At 26.8% G+C, this 17,232-nt stretch carries 19 protein-coding genes; 3 read left to right on the top strand and 16 right to left on the bottom strand.

What is annotated here, in order from left to right; genetic code table 11:
- Positions 1–294 precede the first annotated feature (294 nt).
- The gene (locus X275_RS11675) at positions 295–2,058 is read right to left on the bottom strand and encodes an HD-GYP domain-containing protein (protein WP_197072588.1); all 1,764 of its coding nucleotides are present in this window, start codon (positions 2,056–2,058) and stop codon (positions 295–297) included.
- 193 nt (positions 2,059–2,251) lie between these two features.
- On the opposite strand from X275_RS11675, the gene X275_RS03475 reads away from it, so the two are divergent.
- Both X275_RS03475 and X275_RS03470 read left to right on the top strand, forming a co-directional pair.
- Positions 2,252–2,614 (top strand): ArsR/SmtB family transcription factor, encoded by a 363-nt coding sequence (locus X275_RS03475; protein WP_047267577.1) that lies wholly within the window; start codon positions 2,252–2,254, stop codon positions 2,612–2,614.
- A gap of 71 nt (positions 2,615–2,685) precedes the next feature.
- Positions 2,686–4,776 (top strand): heavy metal translocating P-type ATPase, encoded by a 2,091-nt coding sequence (locus tag X275_RS03470; protein WP_047267541.1) that lies wholly within the window; start codon positions 2,686–2,688, stop codon positions 4,774–4,776.
- An 88-nt stretch (positions 4,777–4,864) separates the two neighbouring features.
- Here the strand turns inward: X275_RS03470 and X275_RS03465 are convergent, their stop codons facing one another.
- The 15 genes from X275_RS03465 to X275_RS03395 form a co-directional block, all read right to left on the bottom strand.
- A complete protein-coding gene (locus tag X275_RS03465) occupies positions 4,865–6,904 on the bottom strand; it encodes a heavy metal translocating P-type ATPase (protein ID WP_231588283.1) in 2,040 nt (679 codons plus the stop codon).
- Between the two features lie 104 nt (positions 6,905–7,008).
- Entirely contained in the window at positions 7,009–9,513 is a 2,505-nt protein-coding gene (locus X275_RS03460) for an efflux RND transporter permease subunit (RefSeq protein WP_047267539.1), read from the bottom strand.
- Between the two features lie 196 nt (positions 9,514–9,709).
- Positions 9,710–10,345 (bottom strand): hypothetical protein, encoded by a 636-nt coding sequence (locus X275_RS03455; protein WP_047267538.1) that lies wholly within the window; start codon positions 10,343–10,345, stop codon positions 9,710–9,712.
- Positions 10,346–10,357: 12 nt separating this feature from the next.
- Positions 10,358–10,609: an SHOCT domain-containing protein gene (locus X275_RS03450; RefSeq protein WP_047266278.1), complete on the bottom strand. Its 252-nt coding sequence runs from the start codon at positions 10,607–10,609 to the stop codon at positions 10,358–10,360.
- A 16-nt stretch (positions 10,610–10,625) separates the two neighbouring features.
- Positions 10,626–11,201 carry a hypothetical protein gene (locus X275_RS03445; protein WP_047266279.1) on the bottom strand — a complete coding sequence of 192 codons (576 nt, stop codon included), beginning with the start codon at positions 11,199–11,201 and terminating at the stop codon, positions 10,626–10,628.
- Positions 11,202–11,230: 29 nt separating this feature from the next.
- Complete coding sequence (locus X275_RS11670; RefSeq protein WP_047266280.1) at positions 11,231–11,467, bottom strand: SHOCT domain-containing protein; 237 nt, start codon at positions 11,465–11,467, stop codon at positions 11,231–11,233.
- Positions 11,468–11,478: 11 nt separating this feature from the next.
- Complete coding sequence (locus X275_RS03435) at positions 11,479–11,913, bottom strand: SoxR reducing system RseC family protein (protein ID WP_047266281.1); 435 nt, start codon at positions 11,911–11,913, stop codon at positions 11,479–11,481.
- 30 nt (positions 11,914–11,943) lie between these two features.
- Positions 11,944–12,141 carry an SHOCT domain-containing protein gene (locus tag X275_RS03430; RefSeq protein WP_052913248.1) on the bottom strand — a complete coding sequence of 66 codons (198 nt, stop codon included), beginning with the start codon at positions 12,139–12,141 and terminating at the stop codon, positions 11,944–11,946.
- 11 nt (positions 12,142–12,152) lie between these two features.
- On the bottom strand, positions 12,153–12,434 hold the full coding sequence (locus X275_RS03425; RefSeq protein ID WP_156166170.1) for an SHOCT domain-containing protein: 282 nt from the start codon (positions 12,432–12,434) through the stop codon (positions 12,153–12,155).
- Between the two features lie 14 nt (positions 12,435–12,448).
- Positions 12,449–12,832, bottom strand: a complete 384-nt coding sequence (locus tag X275_RS03420) for a DUF302 domain-containing protein (protein ID WP_047266282.1) — start codon at positions 12,830–12,832, stop codon at positions 12,449–12,451.
- Positions 12,833–12,919: 87 nt separating this feature from the next.
- Positions 12,920–13,168, bottom strand: a complete 249-nt coding sequence (locus X275_RS03415; protein WP_197072587.1) for a hypothetical protein — start codon at positions 13,166–13,168, stop codon at positions 12,920–12,922.
- A complete protein-coding gene (locus X275_RS03410; protein WP_047266284.1) occupies positions 13,165–13,473 on the bottom strand; it encodes an ArsR/SmtB family transcription factor in 309 nt (102 codons plus the stop codon). Before X275_RS03410 ends, X275_RS03415 begins: the two co-directional genes overlap by 4 nt.
- 20 nt (positions 13,474–13,493) lie before the next feature.
- Positions 13,494–13,769 carry a metal-sensing transcriptional repressor gene (locus tag X275_RS03405; RefSeq protein ID WP_047267537.1) on the bottom strand — a complete coding sequence of 92 codons (276 nt, stop codon included), beginning with the start codon at positions 13,767–13,769 and terminating at the stop codon, positions 13,494–13,496.
- A gap of 67 nt (positions 13,770–13,836) precedes the next feature.
- On the bottom strand, positions 13,837–14,154 hold the full coding sequence (locus X275_RS11330) for a heavy-metal-associated domain-containing protein (RefSeq protein WP_084825094.1): 318 nt from the start codon (positions 14,152–14,154) through the stop codon (positions 13,837–13,839).
- A gap of 16 nt (positions 14,155–14,170) precedes the next feature.
- A complete protein-coding gene (locus X275_RS03395; RefSeq protein ID WP_047267536.1) occupies positions 14,171–16,660 on the bottom strand; it encodes a heavy metal translocating P-type ATPase in 2,490 nt (829 codons plus the stop codon).
- Between the two features lie 208 nt (positions 16,661–16,868).
- On the opposite strand from X275_RS03395, the gene X275_RS03390 reads away from it, so the two are divergent.
- Entirely contained in the window at positions 16,869–17,231 is a 363-nt protein-coding gene (locus X275_RS03390) for a GntR family transcriptional regulator (RefSeq protein ID WP_047267535.1), read from the top strand.
- The last annotated feature ends 1 nt before the right edge of the window (position 17,232 follow it).

Here is a 17,232-nt window from a genome sequence, read left to right as displayed (position 1 = left end):
GACATTCTACTAATTCAATTTCGCAATATTGGTATACAAGATTTAAATTTTCCTTTTTCTATTTTAAGAATAGTTATTTATGGTGTCCAATTAGTAAAGCGAGCGAAAACTCGCAGATTGTCCGAAAAAATAGCGAATGAAGCCGGTCAATTTTGCACGGATGCAAAATTGAGTGAAGCCGAACATGGATGTGAGTCTGATACGACCGGCGAGAATGAGCTATTTTTGAGGATTAACAATCAAGGTTTGAGCAACTTTACTTTTTGGACATCGTAAATAGTTATTGATTATGTCCTATTTTTTCTGTTTTTCAATATTTTTTAAAAGTTCTAATAGTTTAGAAGATTTTTTATCAATAATATTCCAGAGTTCTTTAACATCTTTTTCGTATTTTTTCAGTATATTTAAAACTTCAGGGTTAAAGTACTGAGGGTTAGTTCTATTATCTCCATTTAATATTATATTTATAGCTTCTTCATGAGAAAATGCACGTTTATATGGTCTTTCTGAACGTAGAGCATCATAAACATCAACAACAGAAACTATTGCTGCACATATTGGAATTTCATCACCTTTTAGTCCATATGGATAACCTTCACCGTTATATTTTTCATGATGATATATTGCAATGTTTTTTGCTATTTTGAATTTTGGAGAATCTCCAATTAAAACGCCACCATATATTGTATGTTTTTCCATAACTTTCCATTCTTCTTCTGTTAAAGGACCTTTTTTCAATAATATTTCTTTTGGTATCATTATTTTTCCTATATCATGTAAAGGAGCATAATATCTTATTTTCTCCACATAATCATTGTTTAATCCAAGTTTTTCTGCAATAAAAGCGGATAATTCTCCAACCCTATTTACATGATTACCTGTTGTTTCATCATAACCTTCTGCGATGATAGATAATTGGGTACTAAAATTAAGATATGCATCTTCTAATTCATTGTTAATCTTTTCAATTTCTTTGTAAGAAGATTCTAATTCTTCATTCATAGCATTAATTTCTTCAAATGATGTCATAATATCTTCAGCCATTTTTTGGTATTCAGTCATCAACTCATTAATTTCTTTAATTTCACACTTTTCCATAATTTTATCAAATTCAAGGTAACGTGTTTTCTGAAATTTTTTCATATTATCAAGCATTATTTCAAATGGTTTTGATATCTGTTTTGATACTTTATGTGCTTTTTTGGAGATAAAATATAGCATTATTAAAAGACCTACTAAAAAAATATATATGTTATACAACATTATATTTCTTAGTATCCCCAGATCAAATTTTAATACAATTCCAACAGGTCTAAACATCGTATTTTCATCTTCATATTCCCATAAGTAATATAAATTTACTTTATTCCCTTTTTCTATTAATACTTCCTTTTCTGTATTAAATACCTCAGATAAATATTTTTTATCTGTTTCATTTATACTCCCCATATTTCCGGATAATTCCTCAAAATACATATTATAGATATTTATTTCTTTTATAAATTTATATTTCTTTTCGAGCTCTATAATATTATCCATAGTCTTTTTTATTTTATCAAAAGCCAATGAATGATGTAATAAATAAAAATCATTATTTATCCTTATATATATATTTTTTGATAATCTATCTGTTTTAAGTATAAATTCGACCATATAATTGTAATTTTCTAATGTGGATATTTTTTCTTTAAGTTTATCATCCACACTATCAATATTTATTTTTTCTATTTTTGTATTTGTATTATAATGCATAGTGTTCATATAATCTATTAGTTTTTTCTCAAAATCATCGGTATCTCCAGACTCTTTTATTTTCTCAATAAATCTATCAAGCGATTTATAATATTTAGCATCAAAATCATACAAAGAATTATATATAGAGTCAAAAGTCATCCGTACAAGTTCTATAGTATTTTCTTCAAATTCTTCATGCAATACTTTTATATTATAAAAACTAATAACAGTTAAAATTAATATAACAAATAAAACACCACTAATCACAATTCCCATAATATTTTTAGAAATTAATTTATATAAAGTTGTTAATTTCTTTTTCATTCTATCACCCTTTCTAATTCATGATAAAATTATTATACTTAATTACACTTAAAATTTGCTTAAAATATACCTTACAAATAATATTATATCATAATATATTAATTTTTTGTGAATATTATGATTAGAGTTGACTTTGAATATAAAAAATGTTATACTATATATGAACATATATTCATATATAAAGGGTGATAATATGAAAGACAAAATAGAGATCTGTCAAACTATTGAAATTCATAACGATATTATAAAAAAGGTTAGAAAAAATACTCCAGATGATGATAATTTAAACAAATTAGCAGATTTTTTCAAAATAGTTGGCGATAGAACAAGGATTAAAATTTTATATGCATTACTTCAAGCTGGTGAAATGTGTGTATGCGATTTATCTACAGTGCTTGAAAAATCTCAATCTGCTATTTCACATCAACTTCGTGTTTTGCGACAAGCAAATCTTGTAAAATATAGAAAAGAAGGCAAAGTTGTATATTATTCTTTAAATGATGAACATGTGAAATTAATTCTCGATGTTGGTTATTCGCATGTTAATGAAGAATAATTTTTTCTTTGTTTTTAAAATATGAATATTTATTCATATATTCATAAAAGATAAAAGAGAGGAGCGTTTTTATGGAAAAAAAAGAACTTATTTTAGAAGGGTTGGATTGCGCCAGTTGTGCAGCAAAAATTGAGGAAAATGTAAAAAAAATAAAAGATGTTGACGGCGTTACTGTAAATTTTATTACCAAAACTTTAACTGTAGAAGTTAAAGATGAAAATAAGATTGAAGAAATAAAAAAATTAGTAAAAAAAATCGAACCAGAAGTTGAAGTTATCAAAAAAGAAAACAATCAACATGATCATAGTCATAACCACAGTCATAATGGAGAATTTAATAGAAAATTAGAAACTATAAGATTATTTTCTGCTCTTGGAATTTTTATAACTGCACTAATAATAAAAGAACCATTTTATTTAAAAGTTGCTCTGTATATTGCCGCTTATTTGATTTCAGGTGGAAAAGTTTTAATTCGTTCTTTTAAAAATATAATGAGAGGTAATGTTTTTGATGAAAATTTTTTAATGAGTGTTGCAACTCTCGGAGCAATTGCAATTGGTGAATATCCTGAAGCAGTTGGTGTAATGGTATTTTTTGAAATTGGTGAGTTATTACAAGATTTAGCTGTTGATAATTCAAAAAGATCTATTAAAGCCCTTCTTGACATACGACCAGATTATGCGAACTTGTTAAAAAATGGTCAAGAGGTTCGTGTTTCTCCTCAAGATGTAAAAAAAGGCGATTTAATTATAGTAAAACCTGGTGAAAGAATTCCTTTAGATGGCGTCATAGTTAAAGGAAATTCCATGGCAGATACTTCTGCATTAACAGGAGAATCCGTTCCAAGAAGCATTAAAGAAAATGATGAAGTTATGAGTGGATTTATTAATCTTAATGGATTAATTACAATAAAAGTTGAAAAAGAATATGATGAATCTACTATATCGAAAATATTGGATATGGTTGAAAATGCTGCTGCAAAAAAGGCGAAAACTGAAAAACTTATTACCAAATTTGCAAAATATTATACACCAGTAGTTGTATTTTTAGCCATTGCTTTAGCAACATTACCTCCACTGTTAACAGGAGCACCATTTAATGAATGGATTTATAGAGCTCTAATATTTCTCGTAATTTCATGCCCTTGTGGACTTGTTGTTTCAATACCTCTTGGATACTTTGCTGGTGTCGGAGGCTTATCAAAACATGGTGTTTTAGTTAAGGGCGGTAATTATCTTGAGGTATTGAAAAATTTAAATACTATTATTTTCGATAAAACCGGCACACTCACTGAAGGTGTTTTTGAAGTAGTTGAAATAAAAACATTTAACGGTATAAACGAAGATGAAATGCTTGAAATTGCTGCTTATGCAGAAGAACATTCAAATCATCCAATTGCCGAATCAATAAAGAAAAAATATGGAAAAGATTTTAATAAAGATTTAATCGAAAATTATGAGGAAATTTCTGGTTATGGTATTAATGCAAAAATTAAAGGAAAAAGAGTTCTTGTTGGTAATAAAAAATTAATGGATAAATTTAACATAAAAGTCCCTGATATTAATTTTAATGGAACTATAGTATTTGTTGCTGTTGATGATGTATTTGCTGGATATATTGGCATTTCTGATAGGATAAAACAAGGAGTTCCTGAAACAATTAAAAAACTGAAAAAATTAGGCGTTAAGAAAACTGTAATGCTTACTGGGGATAGTGAAAGGGTTGCAAAAGAAGTTGCAAAAGAAACTGGAATTGATGAATATTATGCTGAACTATTGCCAGGAGACAAAGTCAAATTCTTTGAAAAATATAAAAAGGGTATTTCAACCGCATTTGTTGGCGACGGAATTAATGATGCACCTGTTTTAACGAGAGCAGATGTTGGAATTGCAATGGGTGGTCTTGGATCTGATGCAGCAATTGAAGCAGCAGATGTTGTAATCATGGATGATGATATATCAAAGCTCATAGATTCAATAGAAATTTCAAGAAAAACTTTAAGAATAACATGGGAAAACATAATAATAGTATTGGGTGTAAAGGTATTCTTTTTAATTCTTGGAGCATTGGGATTAACAGACATGTGGGGTGCAGTATTCGCTGATGTTGGGGTTACATTAATTGCCATATTTAACTCATTGAGAATATTAAAAAAAAGATAAAAAATATAGCTGGAGTGTCCAGCTATATTTTTTTTATTAATTCTTTGACTGTATGTTTTCAAAATAATTATAATAAATATTTTTAAATTTATTTTTCTAATTTTAAAAGTTTTGCGTTTATTGCAACAATAACTGTACTTAATGACATAAATACTGCTCCAAGTGCTGGACTTAAAAGAATACCCCAATTATATAAAACTCCTGCAGCTAATGGAATAGCAACGGCATTATATCCTGTTGCCCATAATAAATTTTCGATCATCTTTTTGTAAGTATTTTTTGCTAAGCCAATAATTGCAACAACATCTCTAGGATCACTTCTAACAAGAACAATATCAGCTGATTCTACAGCTACATCTGTTCCAGCTCCTATAGCAATTCCAACATCAGCTTGTACTAAAGCTGGTGCATCATTTACACCATCTCCCGTCATTGCTACAACTAAATTTCTTGCTTGAATTTCCTTTATCTTTTGAGATTTCTCATGAGGTAAAACTTCGGCAAAATATTCATCAAGTCCTAACTCATCAGCAACCCATTTTGCAACTTGTTTGTTATCTCCTGTAAGCATCATACATTTTATTCCCATTTCTTTTAATTTTGCAATCGCTTCTTTGGATTCTGGTCTTATTATATCAGCAAGTGCAATTGCTCCTTTTAATTCTGAATTGATTAATACATATACAACTGTTTTTCCAGCTGAATGTAATTCATCAATTTTCTTATTTTCAACTTTTATATTATTTTCTCTTAAATACCCTGGACTAACAACCATAACATGTTTTCCTTCAACCTTTCCTTCAGCACCTTTTCCAGGTATTGCTTTAAAATTATCTACTTTCATACGATTTTTCGCTGCATTAGCTATAGCTTTAGCAATTGGATGTTCAGAATGTAATTCGATCGAAGCTGCATAATTTAAAATATCTTCTTCTGTCATATCATTTGAAAGTTTAATAATATCAGTTACACCAAATTTCCCCATTGTTAGTGTTCCTGTTTTATCAAAAACAATTGCTTGAATATTTCGTGCTCTTTCAAAGGCTACACGATCTCTAATAAGTAATCCGTTTTTCGCAGAAATTGCTGTTGATACTGCAACAACAAGCGGAACAGCAAGACCAAGTGCATGAGGACATGTAATAACCATAACTGTAACTGTTCTTTCAAGAGCAAAAACAAAACTCTTTCCAACTACCCATGTCCATATAAAGAAAGTTAAAGCTCCTCCAGATAATGCTATACCTGTTAGCCATACAGCTGCACGATTAGCTAAATCCTGTGTTTTCGACTTACTTTCTTGAGCTTCTTTTACCAGTTCTATAACTTGAGAAAGATATGAGTCTTTCCCTGTATTCTTAACCTTAACTTTTAAAGAACCTTCTCCATTAATAGAACCACCAATAACAAGATCATTTTTCTTTTTAGTTACAGGTTTACTTTCACCTGTAAGCATAGATTCATTTAAAGAACTTTCTCCTTCAATTATAATACCATCTGCTGGCACTTTTTCTCCTGGTTTTACAACAACAATATCTCCGGTTTTTAATTCTTCAAGTGGTATATCTATTAAAGAACCATCTGGCATAAGTTTATGAGCATCGGAAGGCATCAATTTTGCAAGTTCCTCTAGCGCTCTTGATGCACCCATTACCGATTTCATTTCAATCCAATGTCCAAGTAACATAATATCTATTAATGTTGCAAGTTCCCAAAAAAATATTTCTCCTTCTAGTCCAAATACAACTGTACTACTATAAATATATGCAGTACTTATAGCTACAGCTATTAAAGTCATCATTCCTGGCCTTTTTGCTTTTAATTCTTCAAAAAAACCTTTTAAAAATGGATAGCCACCATAAAAATATATTATTGTTGATATTCCAAAAAGAACATATAAATCCCCTGAAAAACGCAAAGTATCAGAAAGTCCAAATAGTTTTTGAACTAATGGTGATAATGCTAAAACTGGTATTGTTAGAATCAAAGAAATCCAAAAACGTTTTCTAAAATCAGCAACCATATGTTCATGATGACTGTGATGATCATGACCGGAGTGCTCATGATGTTCATGTTTCATAGTGTCATGACCGGAGTGTTCATGATGTTCGTGTTTTCTTTCATCCATTTCCATCCCCTCCTTTAGTAATAGATGTTTTTTCGAAAGAAAAAGTTATATTTTCCACTATTTTAATTATACTATTTTTATCCAATTTTTTCAAATAAATTTAGTTATTTAAAAATAGATTTTTTAAATAATTGAATAAAAATCGGTAAAACAGTCAAAGAAATAATTAGGCAAAATAATATACCAAAAAATAATAAAAATCCCATTTGAGATACTAAAGGATCTTTAACAAAATATAATGAACCAAAACCTACCATACTTGTTATTGATGTAATTATAACAGCCTTACCAGATTGTTTTAGCATTTTATTTATACTTCTATTTGCAATATAACTATGAATCATATGTATACCATCATCTATTCCTATTCCTAATATTAATGGAATTACAACTATATTTGCAATATTAAATTTTATATTAAATAACAACATAAAATTTATAAGCCATAATGTTCCAAGTACTACTGGAGTCAAAGTTAATAACGTTATTTTTAATTTTCTAAAATAGAATAAAACAATAAAAAATATTAAAATAAAAACAAGAAAAGAACTTCTATATAAATCATCTCTAATGTAATCAATTAATTTTATCCATACAAATGTAGTACCAGTAGAATTTTCATTAATTTTTCTAAGTACATTTGCTACTTTTTTCATATTTTGTTCATCCCAAAAACCTTCTTTTATAAATACAAAGGTTGCAATATTATTATTTTTATCAAGATATTTATCTTTTATATAGTTCGGAAGTCTTTCTATTGAAATCTCTCCATATTTTGATGCATTTTCTATGCTTTTTATTATAAAAGAAAAGTATTTTTTTATTTTTAATTGAATTTCTTGTTGCTCTTTTTTGTTTAATTTATTTAAATCTTCCAAAATTGTTTTAAATTCTAAAGATTTTATTTTTCCAAAAATTTTATCATTTTTTATTTGATTTAAAGCTAACATTGTTATTAATTTAAGTGAAACATTTGCTATTTTTGGTTTTTTTTCAGATAAATACTTTTTATTTAACTCTTTTAATATTAAAATCTTTTTAGATTGATTTTCTGGTATTAATAATGTCAAAGAATCAATTTCAGAATATATATTAGTTTTTTTCAATTTATTATATTGTTCTCTACTTTCTTTTATATTTTTTGCTATTAAAATATTATATTCAAAAGATGTATTAAAATCTTTTTTTAATAAATTTTCTAATCTTACAGAAGGCAAGTCAGGAAGCAAATCAAAAGCGTTATAATTAAATTCAATATTACTTTTAAATAAAAAAGGAATAAATATTATTGAAAAAATTATTACTATAATAATATATTTGTTCTTTAAAAGGATTTTTTCAAAATGTTTACTTAAAATTTCTTCTTTTAATATAATTGATTGTTTAGGATTTGAATAAGAGATAATTGAAGGCAAAAGAAATGTAATCGATAAAAGAGACATTAAAATACCAGTTCCTGCTATAAAACCTAATTCATATAATCCTTTAAACTTTGAAAACATCAAAATATAAAATGAAGCTGCCGTTGTAATTGCTCCAGCAAAAATACCTGATAATGTGTGTTTAAATACTTCTTCTAAACTATCAATTACATTTTTTCCTAAATTTATTTCATAATAAAATTTTGTCAAAAAATGTAATGAAAAATCCACACCAAGTCCTAATAATAATATGGCAAAAATACTTGTAACAATATTTAATCTCCCTATTACTAAATAATTTATACCTAATGTCCATATAATAGCAACTATAATAGGAACTACAATATAAACAGCAGATGAAATACGTTTAAAAGAGAATATAAATAAAATTATCAAAAATAACAATACAAAAATTGATATTATCGTAATTTTCTCGTTTAAATTTTTTTGTTGTTCTGCCATAATTACAGGCATACCTGTAATTCCAATATTTAAATCAGAATATTTTTTTAAAACTGGATCTATATTTTTTCTTACCTCAGATACCATTTTTTCAAAAAACAACATATCATGATTAGCATTTGTTGGTCTTAAAAATATAAGTAATGTTGTTTTTGAACTATTATAATAATATTTCATATTAAACATTTTAAAAGATGGATCTTTAATTTTTTCTATTAATTCATTTATAATAGTTATTTCTTTTTCTGTTATATTTTTTTTTGTACTCAAATATAATAACATTTTAGAAATATTATTTTCTTCTTGAGATAATTTTAATAAATCTATATTATTTTCTATTAAATAAACTGCTTTTTCAAACATATCATCATTTAAATATAATAAAATATTCTCTTCTATAAAATCTACTGGATACTTATAATCAATGTATTTTACATATTTATTTAATTTTTTCAGTGTTTTTGCAATTTCTTCTGCTGCATTTTCCATTAATGTATTATTATTACCTTTTATGAAAATAATCATATTATCAAATCCACCAAAATTTTTTGAGGTATTATTAAATTTAACAATTTCCGGATCATCTTTAGGTAATAATGTATATGTTCCCATATCTATAATTGTTTTTGATGCAAAAAATGTGAAAAAAATCGTTATAAAAATAGATATTAATATTATCCAGACTCTGTATTTTATAATAAATCTAAATATTTTTTTATTTATCATATTTGACTCTCCTTTTAAGTTTTTCACACATCATACAAAAAATAATTTCATATTAATAATATGAAAAATCGCAAGGTTCTCTTAAATTTTCATTTTTAGCATGAATTGTCTGAACGAGGTTGATTTTTTGACACCACGTCATAATGCTAAAAAAGCACACCCTTAACAGAACCGTTAAGGGATGTGCTTTAAAATTTTATTTATTTTCCATATCCATTTTTTTATCATTATTATTATCTTCATCTTTTGATTGTTCGTTATATTGATAATAATTATTTGGGTAATTCATCATATTTTCATATTCATTTTCATTCATCATATCTGAATATCCATATTCGCCCATCATCATATTCATCATACCTGGATAACCATATCCACCCATCATATTATATCCATTAGGAATTTGTCCATATCCACTCATCATCATATTCATCATACCCGGATAACCATATCCACCCATCATTCCATAAGCAAAATTCTCCGGTATTATATATATTTTATTGTCAATTTCTACTGATGTTACAATTAATTCTTCAATTTTTGAAAAACTGTATAAAACTACTGCTTTAACTTTAATTTCTTTTCCTTCAACTATTGGCAAATCATTATAAAACATATACATATTGTCTAATCTTAATACGTAATAGGTTCCTTTATTATCTTCAGCTAATGCCACCGGCATTTGTTCGTTTAATTCAACAACTTTCAAATCCAAATTTACTGAAATTATTGATTCATTATTTTCATTTACTGTTCCTAAATTTTCACCATGAGCAAACATTAATGATAAGCTCAAAATTAAAACAATTCCCATTAAAAATTTATTTTTCATTGTTTCACCTCCCTATTCGATAAGTTTCTTTTTTCTCATATACTCTTCTTCTGTTATTTCTCCATTTACAAATTTTTCATTCAAAATTCTCAATAAATCTTCATTGTTTGTTTTTACATTTGATTTTTTCGAATTGTTAGGCTTAACTAAATTTTTAAATAAAAAATACACTATTATTATCAATAGAATCATAAAACCAAAACCTATTAATGATCCTATAATGCCACCATATCCATAAAAGCCACTCCAACCCCAACAAGGCATAATTTTCACCTCCTAATTAAAATATGTTATATCTCAATCCTATTATCCAATCAAATTTAAAAGTATTATTTATAATATTTCCGACATTATCTTTTATTCCAACTTCTATAATATATTTATTATCAAAAGCTATCCCGCTACTTAATACAACATCTATTTTTTCATAATCTGTGATATCTTTTATTTTATTTTCTATTGCTATTCTAAACGGAATATATATTGTATTTTCCTTATTATTTTCTTTAATTATTCTTTTATAAAACATCATATGCATCATGGGGAAAATAAATAAATTATTTGTTTTAAATCCTGTATTAACTATATCAATTCCAACTTTTATATCATCTAAATTAATATTTTTATTTGGATATATTAAAATTTCACTAAAATCTTTTTTATAATAGTTATCTATAGCTAAAGGAATATTTGTATATAAAGAAAAAATATTTATTCTACCATATATATCAAAATAACTTTTTGTTTCATCATTTAAATATGTTTTATTGATGGTTTCAATAGAAAAATCTATTATATTACTAAACGATACTATTACAACACTCAAAATGGTAAACATTAATATTATTTTTTTCATAAAAACACCTCACATTATTTAACAGCATCTTATCTATTAAGTAAAATCTTTTTCTTTCTTAAATATTCTTCTTCTGTTATTTCCCCATTTACAAATTTTTCATCCAAAATATCTAAAGCCCTACTACTTCCTTTATATGTTTCTTCTAACATTGGTTGTCTAGATTCGTTTATTGGGCGTTCTTTATGATGTTCATGATGTTCATGATATCCTCGATTGTGATGTGAATTATGAAAAAAACCTCTCCCAAAACCTCCGCATGACATAATTTCACCTCCTAAAGCTGAAAATTATTATATATTTGTAATTTTTCGATAATTTCTGGAATATATTTTGTTTTTGCAATATTTTTATCATATATATGTATAAAATAATACGATATAACCATACCACTTAAGCCACTAAAAAAAGAGATAATTTCATTCAATCCCATAACAAATAGTACAATTGTTAATACTATCATTATCAGTAATGGAATACCATACATAACGAATGCAGCTTGTGATTCAAGAGAATCTTCTTTTTTTATGTAGACAAAATCATTTCTATTTAAGTTCAAATTTGATTTGTTAATAGCTCTAATTTTTCTGTTAGGATCACCTGTTAAATTACATGAACCTTTTATAACACAAGAACTGCAATTTGCGGCTTCTAAAGCTTGAACATAAATATATTCATCACCAATATCTACAACTTTCATCAATTCTTTCATAGAAATCACCTCAGATATTCCCAAAAAACTTTATTCAATAAGTTTCTTTTTTCTTAAATATTCTTCTTCTGTTATTTCTCCATTTACAAATTTTTCATTTAATATTCTTAAAGCATCTTCCTTTGCACTATTTTTACTCTGTGTTTCTGTTAAATTTTTTACTGCATCTGGGTTTTTCATTATATACCATATTATTAATATAATTAAAAGGAATCCAAAAAACATCATAATTTCTCACCTCACTTTAAATTTTTTAATATTAATTCTTTTTTTCTAATATACTCTTCCTCAGAAATTTCACCTTTAACTAATTTTTCATTTAAAATTTTTAATATATCTTCGTCTTCTCTTCTTATAATATTATTTTTAAAAGTAAAATTATTATTTGTAAAAATTTTTTTTAGGATAAAATATGCAACAACAAGCAGAAGTATTAAAAATATAAAACTTATAAATGAACCTATTATTCCATATCCATATCCGTAAGGTCTGAAACCAGACCAACCCCAACCATGCATCATAATTTCACCTCTTTTTATAAGCTATTAATAGCTCTTTTCAATGATTCTTCTATTTCTTTTGCAATTTCATATACCGCATCATTCTCCGTTGAACTCATTGCAATTGTAGGTTTTATTGCTGCGACTACTGTTTTTTCACCTTTTTCATAAACAATAACGTTACAGGGTAAAAAAAGACCCACATTTTCTTCTGCTAATATAGCTTTGTGTGCATTTTTAGGGTTACATGCTCCCAAAATAGTATACTTTTTAAAATCAATACCTAACTTTGCCTTAAATTTTTCATCAAGATCAATTCTCATTAAAATCCCAAAACCTTCCTTTTGTAGTTCAGCATTAAGTTTGATAATGGCTTCTTCAAATTCATATTCTGTTTCTTTTAAAATTCCATATTTCATATTTACTCCTCCTTTTTTGTTTTTTCCACCCCTGTATGGGTGGGACACTTGTAGTATAACACATCAACCTTAAAAAAACCTTAGAAATTATTCATTTTCTGCTATTAATTTTTCTATATAATTAATTTCTTCAACTACTTCATTTAATTTATTCACTACAACTTTTACATTTAATCCTTTATCTTTGCAGCTGTCTTTTAAGCTGCTCATTTTTGCACAACAAATATCAAACCCAAAATTTTTTAATGCATCAAATAATTTATTATCCATATCCATAATTTCTTTTAAGCTCATATTTTCATTTATTTCTAGTAACATACTATCCTTTCCTTTCATTTTTTCATAAGTTCTCTTGAGAATTCTATTTCTCTTTCTATAATATAATCCACATTATCTATTGTTTCTAAAATACTTTCATATTTAATTTCACATAAAACATAATTATCTTTCTTTGTTTTTTTTATTAATCCGGCATCTTCTAAAACTTTTAAATGCTGCGAAATATTAGATTGAGAAAGATTTAATTCCTCTATTATTTTAGATACATTACATCTTTTTTTATGTATAATGTCTATTATTTTCAATCTTACAGGATTTGATAATGCTTTAAAAATATTAGAAATTAATATATATTTATCCAAATCACATCACTCCAAAAATTCTATATTGTTTTATTTATATAATTCATAATTTCTTCCAGTTCGATAATTTTTACATTTACTTCCTCAGAATTATTTGAATATGCAGCATTTTTGACGCAACTTTCAAGATGAGAGTTCAATATTTGTGCATTTGCTTTTTTTAATAAAGCTATTGAAGCTAAAATTTGTCTTGAAATATCTATACAATATCTTTCATCTTCAACCATTTTAATTACTGCTTCCACTTGTCCTTTTGCTGTTTTCAAAATATTTAATCCCTTTTTATTCTTATGCATAATATCACTCTTTCATTATTATATTTTTATGAAAGCCCGGCCTAAAAGACCAGTCTTTCTATAATTTTTAGTGGCAACAACCGCCTTTGTGTTTTTTATGATCTTTATGTTCCATATGATGTCCATGATGATGCTTTTCGTGTTGATGATGTTTATGTTCCATATGATGTTCTTCATCATCATTTTCTTTAATTTCTTTTACTTCATAACCCGCTTCATCTACAGCTTCCTTAATCAAATTATCATCTAAATTTTCTCCTTCTATAATTGCTTTTCCAATTTCAACTTTTAAAATTTTTAGTCCTGAAATCTTTTCTAATTCTTTTTTTACATGCATAACACAATGATCACAAGTCATACCTTCAATAATAATTACTTTTTTCATAATTTCTCCTCCTTTTTTAATTTTTAGGTTTAAAGGTTTTTAACCTTAAAGCATTTAATAAAACAGAAACAGAACTAAATGACATAGCAGCTGCAGCAATCATAGGACTTAGCAACGGACCTCCAAATACATGCAATAACCCTGCTGCTATAGGAATACCTGCGGTATTGTAACCAAAAGCCCAGAAAAGATTCTCTTTTATATTTCTAATTGTAGCTTTACTTAATTGGATTGCTGTAACTACATCTTCAAGGTCACTTTTCATAAGAATTATATCTGCTGATTCCATTGCAACATCTGTACCTGAACCTATCGCTATACCAACATCTGCTTGAGCTAACGCTGGTGCATCATTTATTCCATCTCCAACCATAGCAACAATATCTCCGTTTTGCTGAAGTTTTTTAACTTCATTAGCTTTATCTTGCGGAAGAACTTCTGCTAATACAATATCTATACCTACTTGTCTTGCTATTGCTTCTGCTGTTTTTTTATTATCTCCTGTAATCATTGCAACTTTAATTCCCATTTTATGTAATTTCTCTATCGCACTTGCACTTGATGGTTTAACTGTATCCGCAACAGCTATTATTCCTTCAAGAATTCCATTTATTGCTATAAACATTGGAGTTTTTCCTTCGTGTGCCAACTTATTTGCTTCTTCATTTAATGAAATTTCAATATTTTTATCTTTCATAAGTTTTAAATTACCTAAATAAATATTCATTTTATCAATTTCTACTTCAATACCATGTCCTGGAATTGCCATAAATTTATTAATTTTCTTTAATTTTAAATTCTTTTCTTCTGCTGCTTTTACTATAGCCTCTCCTAACGGATGTTCTGATCCTTTTTCTGCTGAAGCTGCTATACTTAATAATTCATCTTTTGAATAATTTCCTTTTGTGTAAATATCTGTAACCTTAGGCTTCCCTTCAGTTATTGTACCTGTTTTATCAAAAACAATTGTTTTTATTTTATGCGTTGTTTCTAATGGTTCTCCACCTTTTATTAAAACTCCATATTCAGCGCCTTTACCAGTACCAACCATTATTGCTGTTGGAGTTGCCAAACCCAAAGCACATGGACATGCAATAACTAAAACTGCTATAAATATTGTTAAAGCAAATATTCCACCTGCACCTGCCAAATACCATGCTATAGCTGCTAATATTGCTATTGCTATAACTATTGGTACAAAATAACCTGAAATAACATCCGCTAATTTTGCTATTGGTGCTTTTGAACCCTGAGCCTCTTCAACCAATTTAATTATTTGAGCTAAAGCTGTATCTTTACCAACTTTTGTGACTTTAAATTTTATATTACCATTTTTATTTATAGATCCACCTATAACTTTATCTCCTATATTTTTTTCAACTGGAATACTTTCACCTGTTAGCATTGATTCATCAACTGATGTATGTCCTTCAATAATAACACCATCAACAGGTATCTTTTCTCCAGGTTTTACAATAACAATATCTCCAACTTCCACTTCATCTACAGGAATTTCCAATTCTTTTCCATCTTGTTGTATTAATGCTGTTTTTGGTTGTAATCCCATTAGTTTTTTTATAGCTTCTGATGTTTTTCCTTTTGTAACACTCTCGAGATATTTACCTAAAAGAATTAAAGTTATAATAACTCCTGCCGTTTCAAAATACAAATCATTTGCATATTGGGTATTACCAAAATAAATTTGAATAGTTCCAAATAATCCATAAATTATTGCTGCTGAAGTACCTATTGCTATTAATGAATCCATATTTGGACTTAACTTATATAAATTTCTAAATCCTATTGTATAAAATTTATAACCAGCAATTGCAATTGGGATAACCAATAATAATTGAATAAGCGCAAAATTAAATGGATTTACTTCTGGATTTACAAATTCTGGTAAGTTTGCACCTAACAAGTGCCCCATTGAAATATATAATAACGGTATTGAAAAAATAGCTGAAACTACAAATTTTCTCCATAATGTTTTGATTTCTTTTTGACGCCTTTCTTTTTCAAAATCCACACTATCTTTTGAATCAACTTCAAGTGGTTTGTATCCTGCATTTTCTATTGCTTTTTTTATTTTTGATAATCTCGTAATAGTTGGATTATAAGAAACTATAGCTTTTTCTGTAGCAAAATTAACATTTACAGAAACAATTCCTTCAATTTTATTAATTTCTTTTGTTATCGCATTTGCACAAGATGAACATGTCATACCTTCAATTGGAATTGTAACAGTCTTATAATCTACTGGAGATTCAACATCATAACCTACATCTTTTACTACTTCTTTAATTACTTCTTCGTTAATTTTTTCAGGATCAAATTTCAAAGTTAGTTTTTCCGTAGCAAAATTAACACTAACTTTTTCAATACCCTCTAATTTTCCTAATTTCTTTTCGATTGTTCGAGCACATGAAGTACACGTCATGCCTATTACATTAAGTTCTTTTTCAACAGCTTTATTATTTTTTTCTAAAACTTCGTTATCTATCATATGAACTCCTCCTTTTCCTTTTTTTTCTTTACCCCTATGGTTGGGGGGTGGGTTATAACTATAGTATATCCCTTAAATATTACAAATCAATACATTATTATGTTTTTTGTATTAATTAAAAATAAAAATAAGATTAATAATATTATTTTTTATTATAGTTGTTGACATTTTCATACTGTAATAGTATAATATTACAGAGGTGATATAAATGTGGTTTTCTATAGATTTTCATTCGCATACTCCTGTATATAAACAAATAAAAAATAAAATAAAAGAGAAAATTCTAAATAACGAATTAAAAAAAGAGATGTTTATTCCTTCAATTAGAGTATTAGCAAAAGAATTAGGTGTAAATTTAAATACCGTTGCAAGAGCTTATAGAGAATTAGAAAATGAAAATGTTATTAAATCTATACGCGGTTCTGGTTATATTGTTATAGGAATAAATGAAAAAGATTTTATTAATAATAAAATTGAAGAATTTAAAAAAGCAGTTGTTTCATGCAAAAGTGCAAATATAAAAAAAGAAGATCTATTTGAAATTATAGAAGATTTATTTGGAGGTGAATAAC

The organism is Marinitoga sp. 1197, assembly GCF_001021165.1.
Classification (GTDB): domain Bacteria; phylum Thermotogota; class Thermotogae; order Petrotogales; family Petrotogaceae; genus Marinitoga.
Note: the sequence above shows the minus strand (reverse complement) of the source record. Positions and strands in the feature narration are given on the sequence as shown.